Genomic DNA, 16,464 nt, shown 5'->3' with positions numbered 1-16,464 from the left:
ATTTCAACGCTACCAGCGGGAATAGCGGGCTCGCGAGCGCTCTCGATCTTGCCTGTGGATAACCCCGCGCCCACATGGCCCCGCCTCCGTCAAGCAGGGCAGCCGGGCTGTGGATGCCTCCGACCCCTTGTGGACAACCCCCGGGGGGACCCCCGAAGTCAATTCTACCTGGGCAAACCACCATCCCACCACACCCGATGATCTTGCCTGTGGACAACCGGCAAGCCGGATCGGCCAGGCACCGGCGACCGGTTCGGTGACGGCACCCAGGGCACCGTCACCGAACCTCGCTCAGAGCGCGACCCCCAACAGTGCATCGATAGCGGCACGCGCCAACGCAGGAGCGTCCGGATCGGACTCCCCACCAGTGGCAGTGCGGGCAGCCCAAGCGTCGACGGCGGCCAGGGCCGCAGGGGTGTCCAGGTCGTCGGCCAAGTGGTCGCGCAGCGCCGCGACCAACGGGCGAGCGTCGGCGCCGGTCGACGCGTCGACGGCGGTGCGCCACCGGTGTACCCGGGACTCGGCGTCGCGGAGGATGTCGGTGGTCCAGGAGCGGTCGGTGCGGTAGTGGCCGGACAGCAGGCCGAGCCGGATCGCCATCGGGTCGACCTGGTCGGCGCGGAGGCGGGAGACGAACACCAGGTTGCCGCGCGACTTGGACATCTTCTCGCCGTCCAGGGCGATCATCGCCGAGTGCGTGTAGTGCCGGGCGAACGGGTGCTGCCGGGTGAGGGCCTCGGCGTGCGCGGCGCTGAACTCGTGGTGCGGGAAGATCAGGTCGCTGCCGCCGCCCTGGACGTCCAGGGTCATGCCCAGCCGGTTGAGCGCGATCACGCTGCACTCGATGTGCCAGCCGGGCCGCCCCGGGCCCAGCTCACTCTCCCAGCTCGGCTCGCCGGGGCGGGCCGCGCGCCAGAGCAGTGCGTCCAGCGGGTGCCGCTTGCCCGCGCGGTCCGGGTCGCCGCCGCGTTCGGCGAAGAACCGGTTCATGGTGGGCCCGTCGTAGTTGGACTCGGCGCCGAACCGGCCGGTGGCGGTGTGGTCGAAATAGACGTCCGGGAACTCGGTGTCGTCGACCCGGTAGGCGGCGCCGTCGGCGAGCAGCTTGGCGACCGCCTCCACGATCTCCGGGATGGACTCGACCGCACCGACGTAGTCGCGCGGCGGCAGCACCCGCAGCGCGGTCATGTCCTCCCGGAACAGCGCGGTCTCGCGCATGCCGAGCACCACCCAGTCGTCCCGGTCGCGCGCGGCCCGCTCCAGCAGCGGGTCGTCGATGTCGGTGACGTTCTGCACGTAGTGCACCTCGTGCCCGTTGTCCAGCCACTGCCGGTGGACCAGGTCGAAGGCCAGGTAGGTGGCCGCGTGCCCGAGGTGGGTCGCGTCGTACGGGGTGATCCCGCAGACGTACATGGTCGCCGTGGGGCCGGGGGCCGTCGGCCGGATCTCCCCGGCCGCGGTGTCGAACAGCCGCAGCGGCCGCGGGGTGCCCTCCACCCGCGGCACCGGGTGGGATTGCCAGGTCTGCATGGTTCGACAGTAAACGTCCGCACCGGTCAGCCCCGGTCGTGCCACGGGGTGGACCGCGTGGAACAGATCCGCCGGTTGTCACCCGTCCGGCCCAGTTGGGACAAAAGTGTGATGCGCGTTACACCCGATCCACGGTTGCGATCACACTTACAGGTGGGCTACAGGCTACGAAGGGTGGACCAGTGAGCACTCCCGAGAACTCCCCCCAGGACGACACGACCGGCCGCTACCTGGTGCTGCTGGCGGACGACTCGGTCGCCGCGGGCACCCGTGAACTGCATCGCGTCGCGGGCATCCGCGCGACCAGCACCGCGGAGGCGGCGGGCAGCGCCTACCCCGGCGCGCACGGCGCCGACGGCCTGGTGTTCGACCGCCTCGGCGTCGCGGTCGTGGACGCCGACGCCGACCAGGCCGAGGCCCTGGCCCGCGCGGTCGACGAGCCGGGCCCGATCGCCGCCCTGGAGCAGGAACGCCGCGTCTACGCGATCAGCGCCACGATCGAGGCGGACGACGCCGCCGCTCCCCCGGCCGACGAGACCACGTACACCTGGGGCCTGCAGGCCGTCGGCGCCCCGCTGAGCAAGGCGACCGGCGCGGGTATCCGCGTCGCCGTCCTGGACACCGGCTTCGACGCCGAGCACCCGGACTTCGCGGGCCGCACGGTGACCACCAGCTCCTTCGTCCAGGGCGAGGACGCGGCGGACGGACACGGGCACGGCACCCACTGCATCGGCACCGCCACGGGCCCGCGTGAACCGGCGACGCGGCCGGGGTACGGGCTCGCGTACCAGGCGGAGATCTTCGCGGGAAAGGTGCTGAGCAACGAGGGATCGGGCAACGATGGCGGAATCCTGGCCGGGATCGCCTGGGCGGTGTCGAACAACTGCCACGTCGTGTCGATGTCGCTCGGCGCGACTGTGCGGGCGGGGACGCCTTACTCGACTGTCTACGAGTCGGTTGCTGCACGCGCGCTTGCCCAGGGGACATTGATCGTCGCTGCCGCGGGGAATGACTCGAAGCGGCAGAACGGGGTGATCGCGCCGGTCGGGCATCCGGCCAACTGCCCGTCGATCCTGGCCGTGGGAGCGATTGATGTGGCGACCGCGGTGGGGTGGTTCTCGTGCGGGACGGTGGACAAGATCGGAGCGGTCGACGTGGTGGCGCCCGGGGTCGATGTCTATTCGTCCTGGCCTCGGCCGAAGTTGTACAACAAGATCAGTGGGACGAGCATGGCAACGCCGCATGTCGCCGGGATCGCCGCGTTGATCTCACAGGCCACCGGGGCACGTGGGTGGGAGTTGTGGGCTCGGTTGGCGCAGAGTGCCCGGAGGTTGTCGTTGGTTTCCACGGATGTGGGGGCGGGGTTGGTGCTCGCTCCGTGATATCGGTTCTGGTGTCGGTGGCGGAGTCCGCTTCGTTCGTGTCCGTGGTCGCCGGTTTGGCGGAGGCCGGGATGCGGGTGGAGCGGGCTTTGCCGGAGATTCTCACTGTGGTGGGGAGGGTTGACGAGGATCGGTTGGGGTCGTTGAGAAAGGTGGAGGGGGTTGTGGCTGTGGAGCGGGGCGGAGGCGGGTTTCAGGTGCCGCATCCCGGGAGTGGAGTGCAGTGAGTTCCCCCTGACCCGTCAGTCCATCGCTCGGGGTCACCGGTCCGCGGGCTTCTGCTCGGGCAGGTTCCGATGCGCGTCCGCATACACCGCTTCCCGAATCTGCTCGATATTCTCCCGCAACAGATCGGCGATCAGCTCATCGGTCCGGGCATCCGCCAACATCTCCAGCACCACCCGCAAAGTGGCATCCGTGACCGCCCCCACGATCTCGTCATGGAACGGCAACCGCCGGAACACCCCGGCCCGCGGATCGGCCCGGATCTTCTCCAACACCATCTCCCGGATCTCCGCCCGGTTCTCGTCCAAGGCCGCCGCCAGATTCCGCGCGTAGTGCCCGGTGCGCAGAACCGACACCACTTCCTCCAACACCGCGACGGTCAGCGGCTTCTTGATCACGTCGATCAGCACCCCGCCGAACCGGACCATGGCCCGGTACGCCAGCTCCTCCCCCACCGACCGGTCGATCACCCGCCCCAGGCTCAGCTGCACCCCGACCCGCACCGCCCGCAACAGCCGGAACGCGCGGAATCCCAGATGGGCCACCGGGACCAGGCCGACGATGTCGTACCAGTTCACCCACAGGAACCGTCGAGCGAACCCGGACAGGGCCCACCGCCAGACGAACTCCACGGCGAACACCGCGCACAGGCCGCGATCGACCCACACGATCGTCCGGGCCACGTCGGGCGCCGGGTGCCAGAACGCGCGGTAGGTCAGCAGGCCCACGGCGAGCACCGCGAGCAGGAGCATGAACCAGTCGTCCACGCCCACCCGGTGGCGGTGCGGTGCGGGCTCAACCGAGATGACCATGCGTGAAACCTTCCACGGCGTCTGGCCCGTGGCCACTCGCCGGGCCGGTAGCGTCGGTCGGGTGAGCGGATCATCGCGGGTCGAGCGGTCGGCCAAACGGGTGCGGGGCTATCTCGGTCGGACGCTGGTGGTGGACTCGGCCGGGCCGTGGCTGGTCTGGGAGCGGGCCTATCCCACCTACTACTTCGCGGCCGCCGACGTCCGCGTCGATCTTCTCCCGCGCGCCGCCGTGACCACGCCGGACCGGCCCGAGGTCGCGGGGCTGGTCCGGGTCGAATGGGGCGCGGTGGACGAGTGGTTCGAGGAGGACGAACCGGTCTACGTGCACGCGCGCGATCCGTATACGCGGGTCGACATTCTCGGCTCGTCACGGCATGTGGTGGTCGAGTTGGGCGGGGTGCGGCTGGCCGAGTCTCGACAGCCGAGGATTCTGTTCGAGACCGGACTTCCACCACGGTTCTACCTGCCGCTGCACGACATACGGATGGACCTGTTGCGGCCGTCGACCACCACCACGATGTGCCCCTACAAGGGAACGGCAACCTACTGGGACGTCGTGTCGGACGGCGTCGTGCACCGTGACCTGGTGTGGTGCTACCGCGCGCCGCTGCCGGAAAGCCAGAAGGTCGCCGGGCTGGCCTGCTTCTACCACGAGCGGACCACGCTGGTCGTCGACGGCGCCGAACTGTCCACTGAGGACAAATAGGTCCGTGTGCCGTTGACGGACAACCCTGTCGAATTGTGGATGTCCGCCCTGGTGGAGCGGTCGCCCCGGACCCCTCGCCCGGGTAGGATCCGGCCAGTATGTGACTGGCCTCATCGGCGGGCGGCGGGAACTCGACAGAGCCCGCCGCGTCCTGGAAAGCGAGGAAACCGCCCCGATCCGGGTTCGAGGACGTGACCGCATGAGCGCACCGGGGTTCGCCCACGAGGCACTGGTCTACCGCGACGCGGCTGGCTTCGTCGACGGCACCGCCGGGTTCCTGCACGACGGCCTGCGTGCGGGCGAGTCGGTGTTCGCCGTGCTGCCGCCGCCGGGGGCCAAGCTGCTGCGCGAGGCGCTCGGGCCCGCCGCCGAGGACGTGCGGTTCCTGGACGCCGCCGAGCTCGGGCGCAACCCGGCGCGGCTCATCCCGGCCATCCGTGGACAGCTGCGCGAGGCGGGCGAGCGGCCGGTGCGCGGGGTCGGCGAGTCGGCCTGGGCGGGCCGCGGCGGGGACGAGCTGGCCGAGGTCGTACTGCACGAGGCGCTGGTCAACCTGGCGTTCGAGGAGGAGCGCGCGCTGCGGCTGCGCTGCACCGTCGACCATTCCGGCCTGCCCGAGCAGGTGGCGATCACCACCGTCTGCACGCACCCGGTGGTGATCGACGGCGGCCGCCAGGTCAGCGAGACCTTCGACCACGCCTACGCGCACGCCCGGTTCACCGATCCGCTGCCCGCGCCGGAGACGGTGTCGGACATGGTCCACTTCTGCCTGGACGACCTGCCGGAGCTGCGTGACCTGGTCGGGGTGCGAGCGCGGCAGTTCGGGTTGCCGCGTGGTCGGGCGCTGGACCTGACGCTGGCCACCAACGAGATGGTCACGAACAGCATCTGCCACGGCGGTGAGCGCGGGACGCTGCGGCTGTGGACCGATGGCGACGCGCTGGTGTGCGAGGTCAGCGACTCCGGGCACATCCTGGATCCGCTGGTGGGGCGGATCGCGCCGGTGCCGTCGGTGCAGGGCGGGCGCGGGGTGTGGCTGGCGAACCAGCTGTGCGATCTGGTGCGGATCCGGTCCACGCCGACCGCCGGGACCGTGGTGCGCCTGCACGTCCGCCGCTGACCACGTCCTCCGTCCCACGCAGCCTCCGTGGGGCGCGGCCTTCCTTTCGGCGAGCGCCTGCTGCCTTCCGCCGAGCAGGCTGGTCCGACAACGGTCAGGGCGTCAGGGCCTGGATCGCCTTCAACACGCGTTTGTCGGAGATCGAGCCCGGGGTGCCGAGTGTCTGGGCGAAGTAGCTGACCCGCAGTTCCTCGATCATCCACCGCACCGCCCGCGCGGCGTCGCTCTCCCGCGCGCTGGGCCGCAGCTGTTCCAGCGCCTCGTGGTAGCCGTCCTCCAGGTCCTGGACGATGTGCATCCACGTGGTGTCGCGATCGGGACGTTCGGGCAGTTTGTCCAGTCGTCGCTCGATGGCGCGGAGATAGCGTTCCAGGTCGCCCAGTCGGGCCACGCCGGTCGCGGTGGCGAAGCCGGGGAAGATCAGGTGGGTCAGCTGCTCGCGGATGTCGGCGAGCGGTTCGGTGAAGATCGGCCCCTTGGTGCGGGAGACGCGGTTCTGCACGTCGTGCCAGGCCATCACCACCTTGCGGACCCGGTCGAGCACCTCCACCGTGGTCTCGTTGAGGTGCTTGCGGACGTACGCGCTCAGCCGGGTGAACCCCGGCTCGTCCCAGGCCGGGCCGCCCGCCTGGGTGATCAGGTGGTCGGCGGCGGCGTCGACGCAGTCGGCCAGCAGGGCGGGGACGCCGCCGTGCGGGTTGTGCGAGAGAGTGAGTTTGGCCTGGTTGGACAGGGTGCGCACGACGTGTTTGGCCGGTGAGGGCACGTTGAGCAGCACGAGTTTCCTGGTGCCCAGCCACATCGCGGCGCGTTGGTCGGTCTCGGTGTCGAGCATCCGGACGGCGACCGTGGTGCCCTCGTCGACCAGTGCCGGGTAGGCCGTGACGACCAGTCCGTTCTGCTCGGTGCGGGCGACCTTCGGGAGCGTGCCGACGGTCCAGCCGGTCAGGCCGGTGCGTTCCAGGTCGACCGTCGCCTCCGCGAGCGAGGCGCGCAGCCGGGACTTGAGCTGGTCTTTCAGTGCCAGCAGGTCCTTGCCGGTGGCCAGGGTCTTCTCGCCGTCGACGATCTGGAACGTGGTCTTGAGGTGGTCCGGCACCGCGTCCAGCTGCCACGCGTCGCGCGGGATGGTGACGCCGGTCAGGGCACGCAGCTCGCGGCCGACCGCCTCGGGCAGCGACTCCTCGGTCTCGCCCAGCCTGCGGACCACGGCCTTGGCGAAGTCCGGGACCGGGACGAAGTTGCGGCGCAACGGTTTCGGCAGCGAACGGATCAACGCGGTCACGATCTCCTCGCGCTGTCCCGGCACCTGCACCGAGAACCCGTCGCCCGCCAGCTGGTTGAGCACCGCGATCGGTACTCGCGCGGTCACCCCGTCGTCGGCGCGGCCCGGCTCGAACCGGTAGGTCAGCGGCAGCGACAGGCCGTGCTGCTGCAACGTGTCCGGGAAGTCCTCCGCGCGGATGGCGTCGGCGTTCTCGTTGAGCAGCATGGACTTCGAGAAGTTCAGCAGCTCCGGCTGCTCGTGCCGGACCTTCTTCCACCAGGTGTCGAAGTGCCGCCCGGACACCACCTCGGCCGGGACACGCTCGTCGTAGAAGCGGAACAGGGTCTCGTCGTCGACCAGGATGTCGCGGCGCCGCGCCCGGTGCTCCAGGTCCTCGACCTCGCGCAGCAGCGCCCGGTTGTCGCGGAAGAAGTGGTGCCGGGTCTGCCAGTCGCCTTCCACCAACGCGTTGCGGATGAACAGGTCGCGGGACATCCCCGGGTCGATGCGTCCATAGTGGACCTTGCGGTCGACGACGATCGGCAGCCCGTAGAGGGTCACCCGCTCGGTCGCCACCACCGAGCCCTGGCGCGCCTCCCAGTGCGGCTCGCTGTAGACGCGCTTGACCAGGTGCGCGGCCAGCGGCTCCACCCACTCCGGCTCGATCCGCGCGGCCACCCGCGCCCACAGCCGGGTGGTCTCCACCAGCTCGGCGGCCATCACCCAGCGCGGCGGCTTCTTGAACAGGGCCGAGCCGGGGAACACGGCGAACTTGGCGTTGCGGGCGCCGAAGTACTCCTTGCCCGCCGGGTCGCGGAAACCGAGGTGCGACAACAGGCCCGACAGCAGTGCGATGTGGATGTTGCGCGGGTCGGGCCGCACGTCGTTGGGCGTGACGCCCAGCTGCTTGGCCATCTGGCGCAGCTGACCGTGGATGTCCTGCCACTCGCGGATGCGCAGGTAGTTGAGGAACTCGGCCTTGCACTGCCTGCGGAACCGGTTGCCGGACAGCTCCTTCTGCTGTTCCCGCACGTACTCCCAGAGGTTCAGGAAGCTGAGGAAGTCCGAGTCCGGGTCGGCGAACCGGGCGTGCTTCTCCGCCGCCGCCTGCTGTTTCTCCTGCGGCCGTTCGCGCGGGTCCTGGATGGACAGCGCGGCGGCGATGACCATGACCTCGGCGACGCAGCCGTTGTTCTCCGCCTCGATGACCATCCGGGCCAGTCGCGGGTCGACCGGCAGCTGGGCCAGCTTGCGGCCCAGCGGGGTCAGCTGCTTGGCGGGTTCCTTCTCGGCCGGGTCCAGCGCGCCCAGCTCGCGCAGCAGCTGCACACCGTCGGCGATGTGCCGCTTGTCCGGCGGGTCGATGAACGGGAAGTCGGCCATCTCGCCGAGGTCGGCCGCGCTCATCTGCAGGATGACCGAGGCCAGGTTGGTGCGCAGGATCTCCGGGTCGGTGAACTCCGGGCGGGCGAGGAAGTCGTCCTCGCTGTAGAGGCGGACGCAGATGCCGTCGGAGGTACGACCGCAGCGGCCCTTGCGCTGGTTGGCCGAGGCCTGCGACACCGGCTCGATGGGCAGCCGCTGGACCTTCAGGCGGTTGCTGTAGCGGGAGATGCGCGCGGTGCCGGGGTCGACGACGTACTTGATGCCCGGCACGGTCAACGAGGTCTCGGCGACGTTGGTGGCCAGCACCACGCGTCTGCCGGTGTGCTGTTGGAACACGCGGTGCTGCTCGCCGCTGGACAGTCGCGCGTAGAGCGGCAGGATCTCGGTGTTGCGCAGGTTGCGCCCCGCCAGCGCCTCGGCGGTGTCGCGGATCTCGCGCTCGCCGGAGAGGAACACCAGGATGTCGCCCGGCCCCTCCGCGCACAGCTCGTCGACCGCGTCCAGGATGCCCTGGGTCTGGTCGCGGTCCGGGTCGGCGTCCGGGTCCTCCTGGTCGACCAGCGGCCGGTAGCGCACCTCCACCGGGTACGTGCGCCCGGAGACCTCCACGACCGGGGCGCCGCCGAAGTGCCGGGCGAACCGCTCCGGGTCGATGGTGGCCGAGGTGATCACGATCTTCAGGTCCGGCCTGCTCGGCAGCAGCCTGGCCAGGTAGCCGAGCAGGAAGTCGATGTTGAGGCTGCGCTCGTGCGCCTCGTCGATGATGATCGTGTCGTAGGCCGACAGCAGCCGGTCGTGCTGGATCTCGGCGAGCAGGATGCCGTCGGTCATCAGCTTCACCAGCGTGCGGTCACCCACCTGGTCGGTGAACCGGACCTTCCAGCCGACTGTCTCCCCCAGTGGGGTGCCGACCTCCTCGGCGACCCGCTCGGCCACCGTGCGCGCGGCGATCCGGCGCGGCTGGGTGTGCCCGATCAGGCCGCGCACGCCCCGGCCCAGCTCCAGGCAGATCTTGGGCAGCTGGGTGGTCTTGCCCGAGCCGGTCTCGCCCGCGACGATCACCACCTGGTGGTCGCGGATGGCGGCCAGGATGTCGTCGCGGCGTTGGCTGACCGGCAGCTCGTCCGGGTACTTGATCCTGGGCACGGACGACCGGCGCAGCTCCACCCGCCGCCGGGCGGCCGCGACCTCCTCGGCGATCCGCGCGGTGGCGGCCGCCCGCCTGGCCGGGTCCCGGGTCTTGCGCAGTCCGTCGAGCCTGCGCCCCAGCCGCCGCTCGTCCCGCAGCGTCAGCTCGGGCAGGGCGGCACGCAGGTCGGCCGCGGTGGCGGCGGTGTCAGTGCTGCTCATTTGCCCCCCAGCGTAGGCAATGGCCCGGGGCCGCTTCACCTCGGTTTCGCGGCGGGCTCCACACAAACTTCACATTCCGCGCCACAACCGCCCACAGGTTCGCTCCCGCCGCTCCTTACAGTGCACATTCATGGGGAACAAGCGCCGTGTGCTGGTGGTCGAGGACGAGCAGACGATCGCCGAGTCGGTGGCCGCCCGGCTGCGCGCCGAGGGCTTCGAGGTCGACCTGGCCCACGACGGGCCGGGCGGGGTGGCCGCGGCCGAGCGCGGCAGGCCGGACCTGATCGTGCTCGACGTCATGCTGCCCGGCTACGACGGCCTGGAGGTGTGCCGCCGGGTGCAGGCGGCCCGGCCGGTGCCGGTGCTCATGCTCACCGCCCGCGACGACGAGACCGACCTGCTGGTCGGGCTTGGCGTGGGCGCCGACGACTACATGACCAAGCCGTTCTCCCCGCGCGAGCTGGTGGCCAGGGTGCACGCGCTGCTGCGCCGGGTCGAGCGGGCCGCGCAGCCGGAGCCGGACGGGTCGACCATCGCGGTGGGCGACCTGGAGGTGGACCCGGTGCAGCGGCGGGTGCGCCGGGCGGGCACCGAGGCGCACCTGACCCCGATCGAGTTCGACCTGCTCGCCTACCTGGCCGCCCGGCCGCGCGCGGTGCAGCCCAGGGAGCGGCTGCTGGCCGAGATCTGGGGCTGGGGCGAGGCGGCGGGCACCCGTACCGTGGACAGTCACGTCAAGGCGCTGCGCCGCAAGCTGGGCGCGGACCTGATCCGCACCGTCCACGGTGTCGGCTACGCCCTGGAGGTACCCGAGTGAGCACGCCCCGCGAGCGCGCCGTCGCCCTGCTGGAGCTGCTGCCGCGGCCGCTGGACCCGGTCCGGTCGATCAAGCTCAAGATCGGCATCCTGCTGGTGGCCTCCGGCGCGGCCGGGCTGTCCTACTTCTGGGTCATGATCGGCTGGATCCCGCCGACCACCTCGATCACCGCCATCGTCGGCGCGCTGCTGGTCTCCCAGGTGCTCGCGCACGGCATGACCCGACCGCTGCGCGAGATGACCGCCGCCGCCCGGTCCATGGCCCGCGGCGACTACTCGCGCCGGATCCGGGTCAGCGCCCGGGACGAGGTGGGCGAGCTGGGCCGGGCGTTCAACCAGATGAGCGCCGACCTGGACGCCGCCGACCGGCACCGCCGGGAGCTGATCGCGAACGTCTCGCACGAGCTGCGCACCCCGATCGCGGCGCTGCAGGCGGTGCTGGAGAACGTGGTGGACGGGGTCAGCGACGCCGACCCGGCGACCATGCGCACCGCGCTGGCCCAGACCGAGCGGCTGGGCAGGCTGGTGACCGAGCTGTTGGACCTGTCCCGTATCGACGCGGGCGCGCAGGCGCTGGTCCGCGAGCCGGTGGCGGTGGCGCAGCTGTTCACCGAGGTGGTGGCCGAGGCGAAGGTGAACGCGGTGGCGGCCGGGCGCTCCGGGGTGCGGTTCGCCACGACCGTGTCCGACCGGGCGGAGAAGGTGCACGCCGACCGGGAGCGGCTGCACCAGGTGCTGGTCAACCTGCTGGACAACGCCGTGCGGCACGGGCCTGCCGACGGCGAGGTGCGGCTGGTGGCCGACCGCGGCACGGGGGCGACCCTGCTGGAGGTGCGCGACGAGGGACCGGGCATCGCGGCGGCCGAGCGCGACCTGGTGTTCCGCCGGTTCACCCGGGGCGAACGCGCCCGCGGCGGCGGGACCGGCCTGGGGCTGTCGATCGCTCGGTGGGTGACCGAGCTGCACGGCGGCTCGATCGCGGTGGTCGACTCGGCGCGCGGCTGCCGGATCCGACTCACCCTGCCGGACGTCGACCCGACGTGATCATCGCGGGCGCCGCCCGTGACATCCTCGGGCGGTGGAGCCCATGGACGACACCGAGTGGCAGGTCGAGCGGCTGGACCTGGACGCCTACCTGACGCGGATCGGCGTGCGCGGACCGCTGCCGCCGACCGCCGACACACTGCGCGCCCTGTCCCGCGCGCACACCTTCGCCATCCCGTTCGAGAACCTGGACGTCGTGCTCGGCCGCGGCATCGACGTGGACCTGCCCGCGATCCAGGACAAGCTCGTCACGCGGGGCCGCGGCGGCTACTGCTACGAGCACAACCTGCTGATGGGCGCCGCCCTGGACCGTCTCGGCTTCCGGGTGACCCGGGTGCTGGGGCGGCCCGCGCTGAACGCGCCGCGGCCGATCCCGCGCACGCACATGACGCTGCTGGTCGGCGCGGGTGACGAGACGTTCCTGACCGATGTGGGCTTCGGCAACGACGGCCTGCTGGAGCCGGTGCCGCTCACCGCGGGCGTGGTCTCCGAACAGGACGGCTGGGTGTACCGGCTGGCGCACGAGCCGTCCGCCGCGCTGCCGTGGCTGCTGTCCCTGCGCCGGGGCGACGAGTGGTTCCCGTTGTACCGGTTCGCCGAGGAGGCGCACCACCTGGTGGACATCGTGGTCGCGAACTACTTCATCTCGACGCATCGGCGCTCGCCGTTCGTGGGCCGGGTGTTCGTCGGGCACGTGGGCGCGGAGGAACGCCTCAACCTCAACGACCGGGTCCTGACCCGCCGCCGCGGCGACGGCACCGAGGAGATCACCACGGTGTCCGACCAGGACCTGCCCGACCTGCTGACCGCCCGATTCGGACTCCCGCTCGACCCGGCCGAGCTGGCCTCGCTGTCCACTTAGGACGCTCGATGCGCCCGCCGTCCAGGACGGCTACGGTGGCGCCGTGGCGATCGACACCGACACCGTGATCGTGGGCGCAGGCCTGGCGGGCCTCGCCGCGGCCCGCCTGCTGACCGAGGCGGGCCGCGAGGTGCTGGTCCTAGAGGCCGACGAGGCCCCCGGCGGCCGCGTCCGCACCGACCGCGTCGACGGCCTCCTGCTCGACCGCGGCTTCCAGGTCTTCAACGCCGCCTACCCCGCAGCAGGCCTGCTCGACCTGGACACCCTCCGCCTCCGCACCTTCCTCCCCGCCGTGATCGTGAGCGACTCCCAAGGCCCCCACCTCGTCGCCGACCCCCGCCGCCTGCCCACCCGCCTCGCCGAGACCATGTCCGCCCCCATCGGCCCCCTGGGCCGCAAGTTCCTCCTCGGCGCCTACGCCACCGCCCTCGCCGCGGCCCCCGCGTCGACCCTGCGCACCCGCGACGACCGGCCACTCCGCGCCCGCCTCGCGGACTACGGCATCACCGGCCCCATCCTCGAACGCTTCGTCCGCCCGTTCCTCGCGGGCGTGTTCCTGGACTGGGACCTGACGGTGCCCGGCCGCTTCGCCGAGTTCGTCATCCGGAGCCTGGCTCGCGGCCCCATCGGCGTACCCGCGGGAGGCATGCGGGCGATCCCGGACCAGTTGGCGGTGGGACTGCCGGTGAAGTACAGCTACCCCATCCGTGAGATCCAACCTGGTCGCGTCACCGGGGACTTCGGGACCGTCACCGCCCGCTCGGTAATCGTGGCGGTGGGCGGACCTGCGGCGCACGGGTTGTTGGGGGATCGGGTGCCGGTGGTGCGGACTCGGGGGTGTGTGACGCACTACCACCTGGCCGACTTCCCGCCGATTGCCGAGGGTGCACTGGTGGTGGACGCGGAGCGGCGGGGGCCGTTGGTGAACAGTGTGGTATTGACGAACGCCGCGCCGGAGTATGCGCCTGGGGCGGTGTTGGTGTCGTCTACTTCGTTGGGGGTCGAGCATCCTGGGGACGATGCGGTGCTCGCGCACTTGGCGGAGCTGTATCACGTGGACACTGCTCGGTGGCGGCATGTCCGTTCGTACCGGATCGCGGACGCGGTGCCGGTGACGACTGGGCTTCGGGCGGCGGTCGATCTCGGTTCCGGAATCTATGTCTGTGGGGACCATCGGGATACCCCGTCGATCCAGGGAGCCCTGGTGTCGGGGCGACGGGCCGCTCGTGCGGTACTGGCGGCTACGTCGTAGGTGCTGTGGACAGTTATTCATCTCCGCAGCTCAGAGCCGGTAGAATAGAACTCGGGGGGTTCCCTGGGCGGTTATCCACATCCCCGCGAATCATCCACAGGACCGCCCCACCCCCTTGACGCGCCCCGTGTGGACGACTCCGCACATCCCCTGAGCCAACCCCGATAAGATGGAAGCCGGGGGTCCCTGAGAGGTTGTCCACACGTGGTCGAGGCATCCACAGGGCGCGGACTCCGGTTGACGGTGTGACCATCCGGCCGCCTTGGATGCCAGCCCCTGTGGACAATTCCGCGCGCCTGCCGAGCGCACCACGTAAAGTGGAATTCGGGGGTCCCCGGCGGTTATCCACATCCTCTTTGAATCATCCACAGGTCCACACCCATTCCTTGACCCCGGGAGCCGTCCTGCACGGGCAAGCACCCTGTGGACAACCCCGCGCATCTCCGGCTCGTCACCAGTAGAATTGATCTAGGGGGTCCCCGAGAGTTGTCCACAGGGCGGGGATCCATCCACAGGGGCGAGCCGGGGCTTGACGGGCCCGTCACCACCAGGGGCGGTCTTCGTCCTGGGGGCCGTTGGCCGGGATGAGGATCTCGAAGATCGCTCCCCCGCCTTCCGCCGCGAAGGCGTGGATGCTGCCGCCGTGGGCTTCGACGATGCCGCGGGTGATGGCCAGGCCGAGGCCCGCGCCGCCTGCTCGGCGTTGGTCGGCGACCTCGAACTGGACGAAGGGTTCGAAGATCGCCTCCAGGCGGTCCGGGGGGATGCCGGGGCCGTGGTCGCGGATGTTGATCGAGGCCCATTTGCCCAGTGGTTCGCAGTCGACCTCGACGACGTCGCCGCAGGCGGAGAAGCGGATGGCGTTGGCGAGCAGGTTGATGATCACCTGGGCCAGGCGGTCGGCGTCACCGCGCAGGTACAGCGACTCCGGGGAGGTCACGACGACCGGGACGCCTGCTTCGTGGGAGGCGTGGCCGACGGCGTGGACGGCCTGGTCGATGACCTCCGGCAGGGCGACCTTGTCCAGGCGGAGGCGGAGTTCGCCGCGGCCCATGTTGTGCAGGTCCAGCACGTCGGTGCACAGTCGGATCAATCGGTCGGAGTTTCGGGCTGCGATGTCCAGCAGCTTGTCCACCTGCGGGGGCAGTCTGCCGAACTCGCCGGTGCACACCATCTCCAGTGAGCTGCGGACCGACGTCAACGGGGTGCGCATCTCGTGGCTGACCATCGACACGAAGTCGCGGCGGGCCGTCTCCCACTGCGTCGCCTGCACGACCGTGCACTCCAGTTCCACCCACGCGGCCAGGTCGAGCAGCATCGACCGTTCGTCGTCGGTGAGCGTGCGCGGGACGCGGTCGACCACGCACAGGGTGCCGACCAACGCGCCCGACGGTGCGGCAACCGGCTGACCTGCGTAGAAGCGGATGTACGGGTCGCCGACCACGTACGGGTTGTCGGCGAACCGGGGGTCCTCGGTCGCGTCCGGGACCTCCAACAACTGCTGCGCCGCCACCGCGTGCGAGCAGAACGACACGCTGCGGGCCGTCTCGTCGGCGTCCAAGCCCATGCACGACTTGAACCACTGCCGGTCCGCGTCCACCAGGGTGACCAGCGCTATCGGCACGTTCAACAGTCTCTGCGCCAACCGGGTGATCCGGTCGAACCGTTCTTCGCGGGGCGTGTCGAGCAGCCGGAGCGCGCGCACGGCCGCCAGTCGCTGAATCTCGGAGTCCCAACCGGTGGTGGTCACCTGGACAGTATCGGACCCGGCTGACCTGCGGGTTCGCCGTCACCAGGGAGGTGCGCCCGATCGGGTGACCAACCCCGGCGATCTCGAACAGGCGAACGAGTGTTCTAATTCACCCCGGATTCACCAGGCGTCGCGAGAAGGAGTGGATCTTGTCCACAGAGACTGAGAACGTGTCCGCGGAGTCCGAGACCCCGCAGGCACCGATGGTCCCCGAGGCCGGGCAGCCCGAGGTCGCCCAGGAGCAGGCCGCGCCACCCGCCAAGAAGCCGAGGGTGCCGCGCGCTCAGAGCACCGCGAAGAAGACCCGCACGGTCGAGCTGACCCTCACCGTCACCGGCACCGCCGAGGGCGAGTGGCAGGCCGAGCTCACCCAGGCAGGCAAGCGGGTCCTGCAGGGCATCTCGGTGCCCGCGGCGGCCGTGTCCCGCGCGGCGGCCGAACTGCACGAGGACATCTCCAAGGCCATCGAGTCCGTCCTCGACACCGCGCGCGAGCAGCACCGGGCGCGGATGGAGGAACTGGAGGCCGAGCTGTCCAAGGTCAAGGCCGCGCTCGCCGACCTCCAGGAGAGCTGAGCCTCGAAGGGGCCGCCATCCCGCGCCGGGGTGGCGGCCCCTTCGCATGTCCGGGGGGCTGTCGATGATCTTGGCCGGGCACGCGGCGATCGAGTTGTCCACATGCTCGGCCAACCATCCACAGCCACAGCGGCACCCCTTCCAGGCCCCTGACCTGGGGCGATAGGATCGCGCGCAGGCCAGCCCCCGGGCGGGAGGGGCTTATCGCGAGGTCCGTTGATGATCTTGGCGGGGTGGCTTCTCCGCACTTGTTCGTGGTTGCGGGTGAGCTCGGCGGAATGCCAGGGGCGCGAGGGTTGTCCACATCCCACGTCAGCTATCCACAGGCGCGCTTGGGCCTCTTCCAAGCCTTTGACCTGCGGCGATAGAATCGCGGGCGGGCCGGCG

General features: G+C 70.8%; 12 protein-coding genes. 8 read left to right on the top strand and 4 right to left on the bottom strand.

Annotation, left to right across the window (positions count from 1 at the left end):
* Positions 1 to 291 precede the first annotated feature (291 nt).
* Complete coding sequence (mshC, locus tag C503_RS0103425) at positions 292 to 1,530, bottom strand: cysteine--1-D-myo-inosityl 2-amino-2-deoxy-alpha-D-glucopyranoside ligase (protein ID WP_018680802.1); 1,239 nt, start codon at positions 1,528 to 1,530, stop codon at positions 292 to 294.
* Between the two features lie 182 nt (positions 1,531 to 1,712).
* On the opposite strand from mshC, the gene C503_RS0103420 reads away from it, so the two are divergent.
* Positions 1,713 to 2,912 carry a S8 family serine peptidase gene (locus C503_RS0103420; RefSeq protein WP_018680801.1) on the top strand — a complete coding sequence of 400 codons (1,200 nt, stop codon included), beginning with the start codon at positions 1,713 to 1,715 and terminating at the stop codon, positions 2,910 to 2,912.
* A gap of 260 nt (positions 2,913 to 3,172) precedes the next feature.
* Here the strand turns inward: C503_RS0103420 and C503_RS0103410 are convergent, their stop codons facing one another.
* A complete protein-coding gene (locus C503_RS0103410) occupies positions 3,173 to 3,949 on the bottom strand; it encodes a hypothetical protein (RefSeq protein ID WP_018680799.1) in 777 nt (258 codons plus the stop codon).
* Between the two features lie 100 nt (positions 3,950 to 4,049).
* Between C503_RS0103410 and C503_RS0103405 the strand changes: the two genes are divergently transcribed.
* Positions 4,050 to 4,655 carry a DUF427 domain-containing protein gene (locus C503_RS0103405; RefSeq protein WP_018680798.1) on the top strand — a complete coding sequence of 202 codons (606 nt, stop codon included), beginning with the start codon at positions 4,050 to 4,052 and terminating at the stop codon, positions 4,653 to 4,655.
* Positions 4,656 to 4,854: 199 nt separating this feature from the next.
* Entirely contained in the window at positions 4,855 to 5,775 is a 921-nt protein-coding gene (locus C503_RS0103400; protein WP_018680797.1) for a sensor histidine kinase, read from the top strand.
* Between the two features lie 94 nt (positions 5,776 to 5,869).
* On the opposite strand, the gene hrpA is transcribed toward C503_RS0103400, so the two are convergent.
* Entirely contained in the window at positions 5,870 to 9,778 is a 3,909-nt protein-coding gene (hrpA, locus tag C503_RS0103395; protein WP_018680796.1) for an ATP-dependent RNA helicase HrpA, read from the bottom strand.
* A 130-nt stretch (positions 9,779 to 9,908) separates the two neighbouring features.
* On the opposite strand from hrpA, the gene C503_RS0103390 reads away from it, so the two are divergent.
* From C503_RS0103390 to C503_RS0103375, 4 genes are read left to right on the top strand one after another with little or no spacing between them, the layout of a single operon-like run.
* A complete protein-coding gene (locus C503_RS0103390; RefSeq protein ID WP_018680795.1) occupies positions 9,909 to 10,595 on the top strand; it encodes a response regulator transcription factor in 687 nt (228 codons plus the stop codon).
* The gene (locus C503_RS0103385; RefSeq protein ID WP_018680794.1) at positions 10,592 to 11,638 is read left to right on the top strand and encodes a HAMP domain-containing sensor histidine kinase; all 1,047 of its coding nucleotides are present in this window, start codon (positions 10,592 to 10,594) and stop codon (positions 11,636 to 11,638) included. Before C503_RS0103390 ends, C503_RS0103385 begins: the two co-directional genes overlap by 4 nt.
* A gap of 43 nt (positions 11,639 to 11,681) precedes the next feature.
* Entirely contained in the window at positions 11,682 to 12,500 is an 819-nt protein-coding gene (locus tag C503_RS0103380) for an arylamine N-acetyltransferase family protein (RefSeq protein ID WP_018680793.1), read from the top strand.
* Positions 12,501 to 12,543: 43 nt separating this feature from the next.
* The gene (locus C503_RS0103375; RefSeq protein ID WP_018680792.1) at positions 12,544 to 13,752 is read left to right on the top strand and encodes an FAD-dependent oxidoreductase; all 1,209 of its coding nucleotides are present in this window, start codon (positions 12,544 to 12,546) and stop codon (positions 13,750 to 13,752) included.
* A 541-nt stretch (positions 13,753 to 14,293) separates the two neighbouring features.
* On the opposite strand, the gene C503_RS0103370 is transcribed toward C503_RS0103375, so the two are convergent.
* Positions 14,294 to 15,502 carry a GAF domain-containing sensor histidine kinase gene (locus C503_RS0103370; protein ID WP_018680791.1) on the bottom strand — a complete coding sequence of 403 codons (1,209 nt, stop codon included), beginning with the start codon at positions 15,500 to 15,502 and terminating at the stop codon, positions 14,294 to 14,296.
* Positions 15,503 to 15,651: 149 nt separating this feature from the next.
* Here C503_RS0103370 and C503_RS0103365 point away from each other — a divergent pair, with 149 nt between their 5' ends.
* On the top strand, positions 15,652 to 16,077 hold the full coding sequence (locus tag C503_RS0103365; protein WP_342663368.1) for a DUF6319 family protein: 426 nt from the start codon (positions 15,652 to 15,654) through the stop codon (positions 16,075 to 16,077).
* The last annotated feature ends 387 nt before the right edge of the window (positions 16,078 to 16,464 follow it).

Source organism: Actinokineospora enzanensis DSM 44649, assembly GCF_000374445.1.
Lineage (GTDB): Bacteria > Actinomycetota > Actinomycetes > Mycobacteriales > Pseudonocardiaceae > Actinokineospora > Actinokineospora enzanensis.
The sequence above is the reverse complement of the archived record's forward strand: the minus strand, read 5'-3'. Positions and strand labels throughout refer to the sequence as shown.

Excerpts from the sequence above, each read along its gene's own strand:
- mshC (WP_018680802.1), bottom strand. The coding sequence starts at position 1,530 with ATGCAGACCTGGCAATCCCACCCGGTGCCGCGGGTGGAGGGCACCCCG.
- C503_RS0103410 (WP_018680799.1), bottom strand. The coding sequence starts at position 3,949 with ATGGTCATCTCGGTTGAGCCCGCACCGCACCGCCACCGGGTGGGCGTG.
- C503_RS0103400 (WP_018680797.1), top strand. The coding sequence starts at position 4,855 with ATGAGCGCACCGGGGTTCGCCCACGAGGCACTGGTCTACCGCGACGCG.
- hrpA (WP_018680796.1), bottom strand. The coding sequence starts at position 9,778 with ATGAGCAGCACTGACACCGCCGCCACCGCGGCCGACCTGCGTGCCGCC.
- C503_RS0103390 (WP_018680795.1), top strand. The coding sequence starts at position 9,909 with ATGGGGAACAAGCGCCGTGTGCTGGTGGTCGAGGACGAGCAGACGATC.
- C503_RS0103380 (WP_018680793.1), top strand. The coding sequence starts at position 11,682 with ATGGACGACACCGAGTGGCAGGTCGAGCGGCTGGACCTGGACGCCTAC.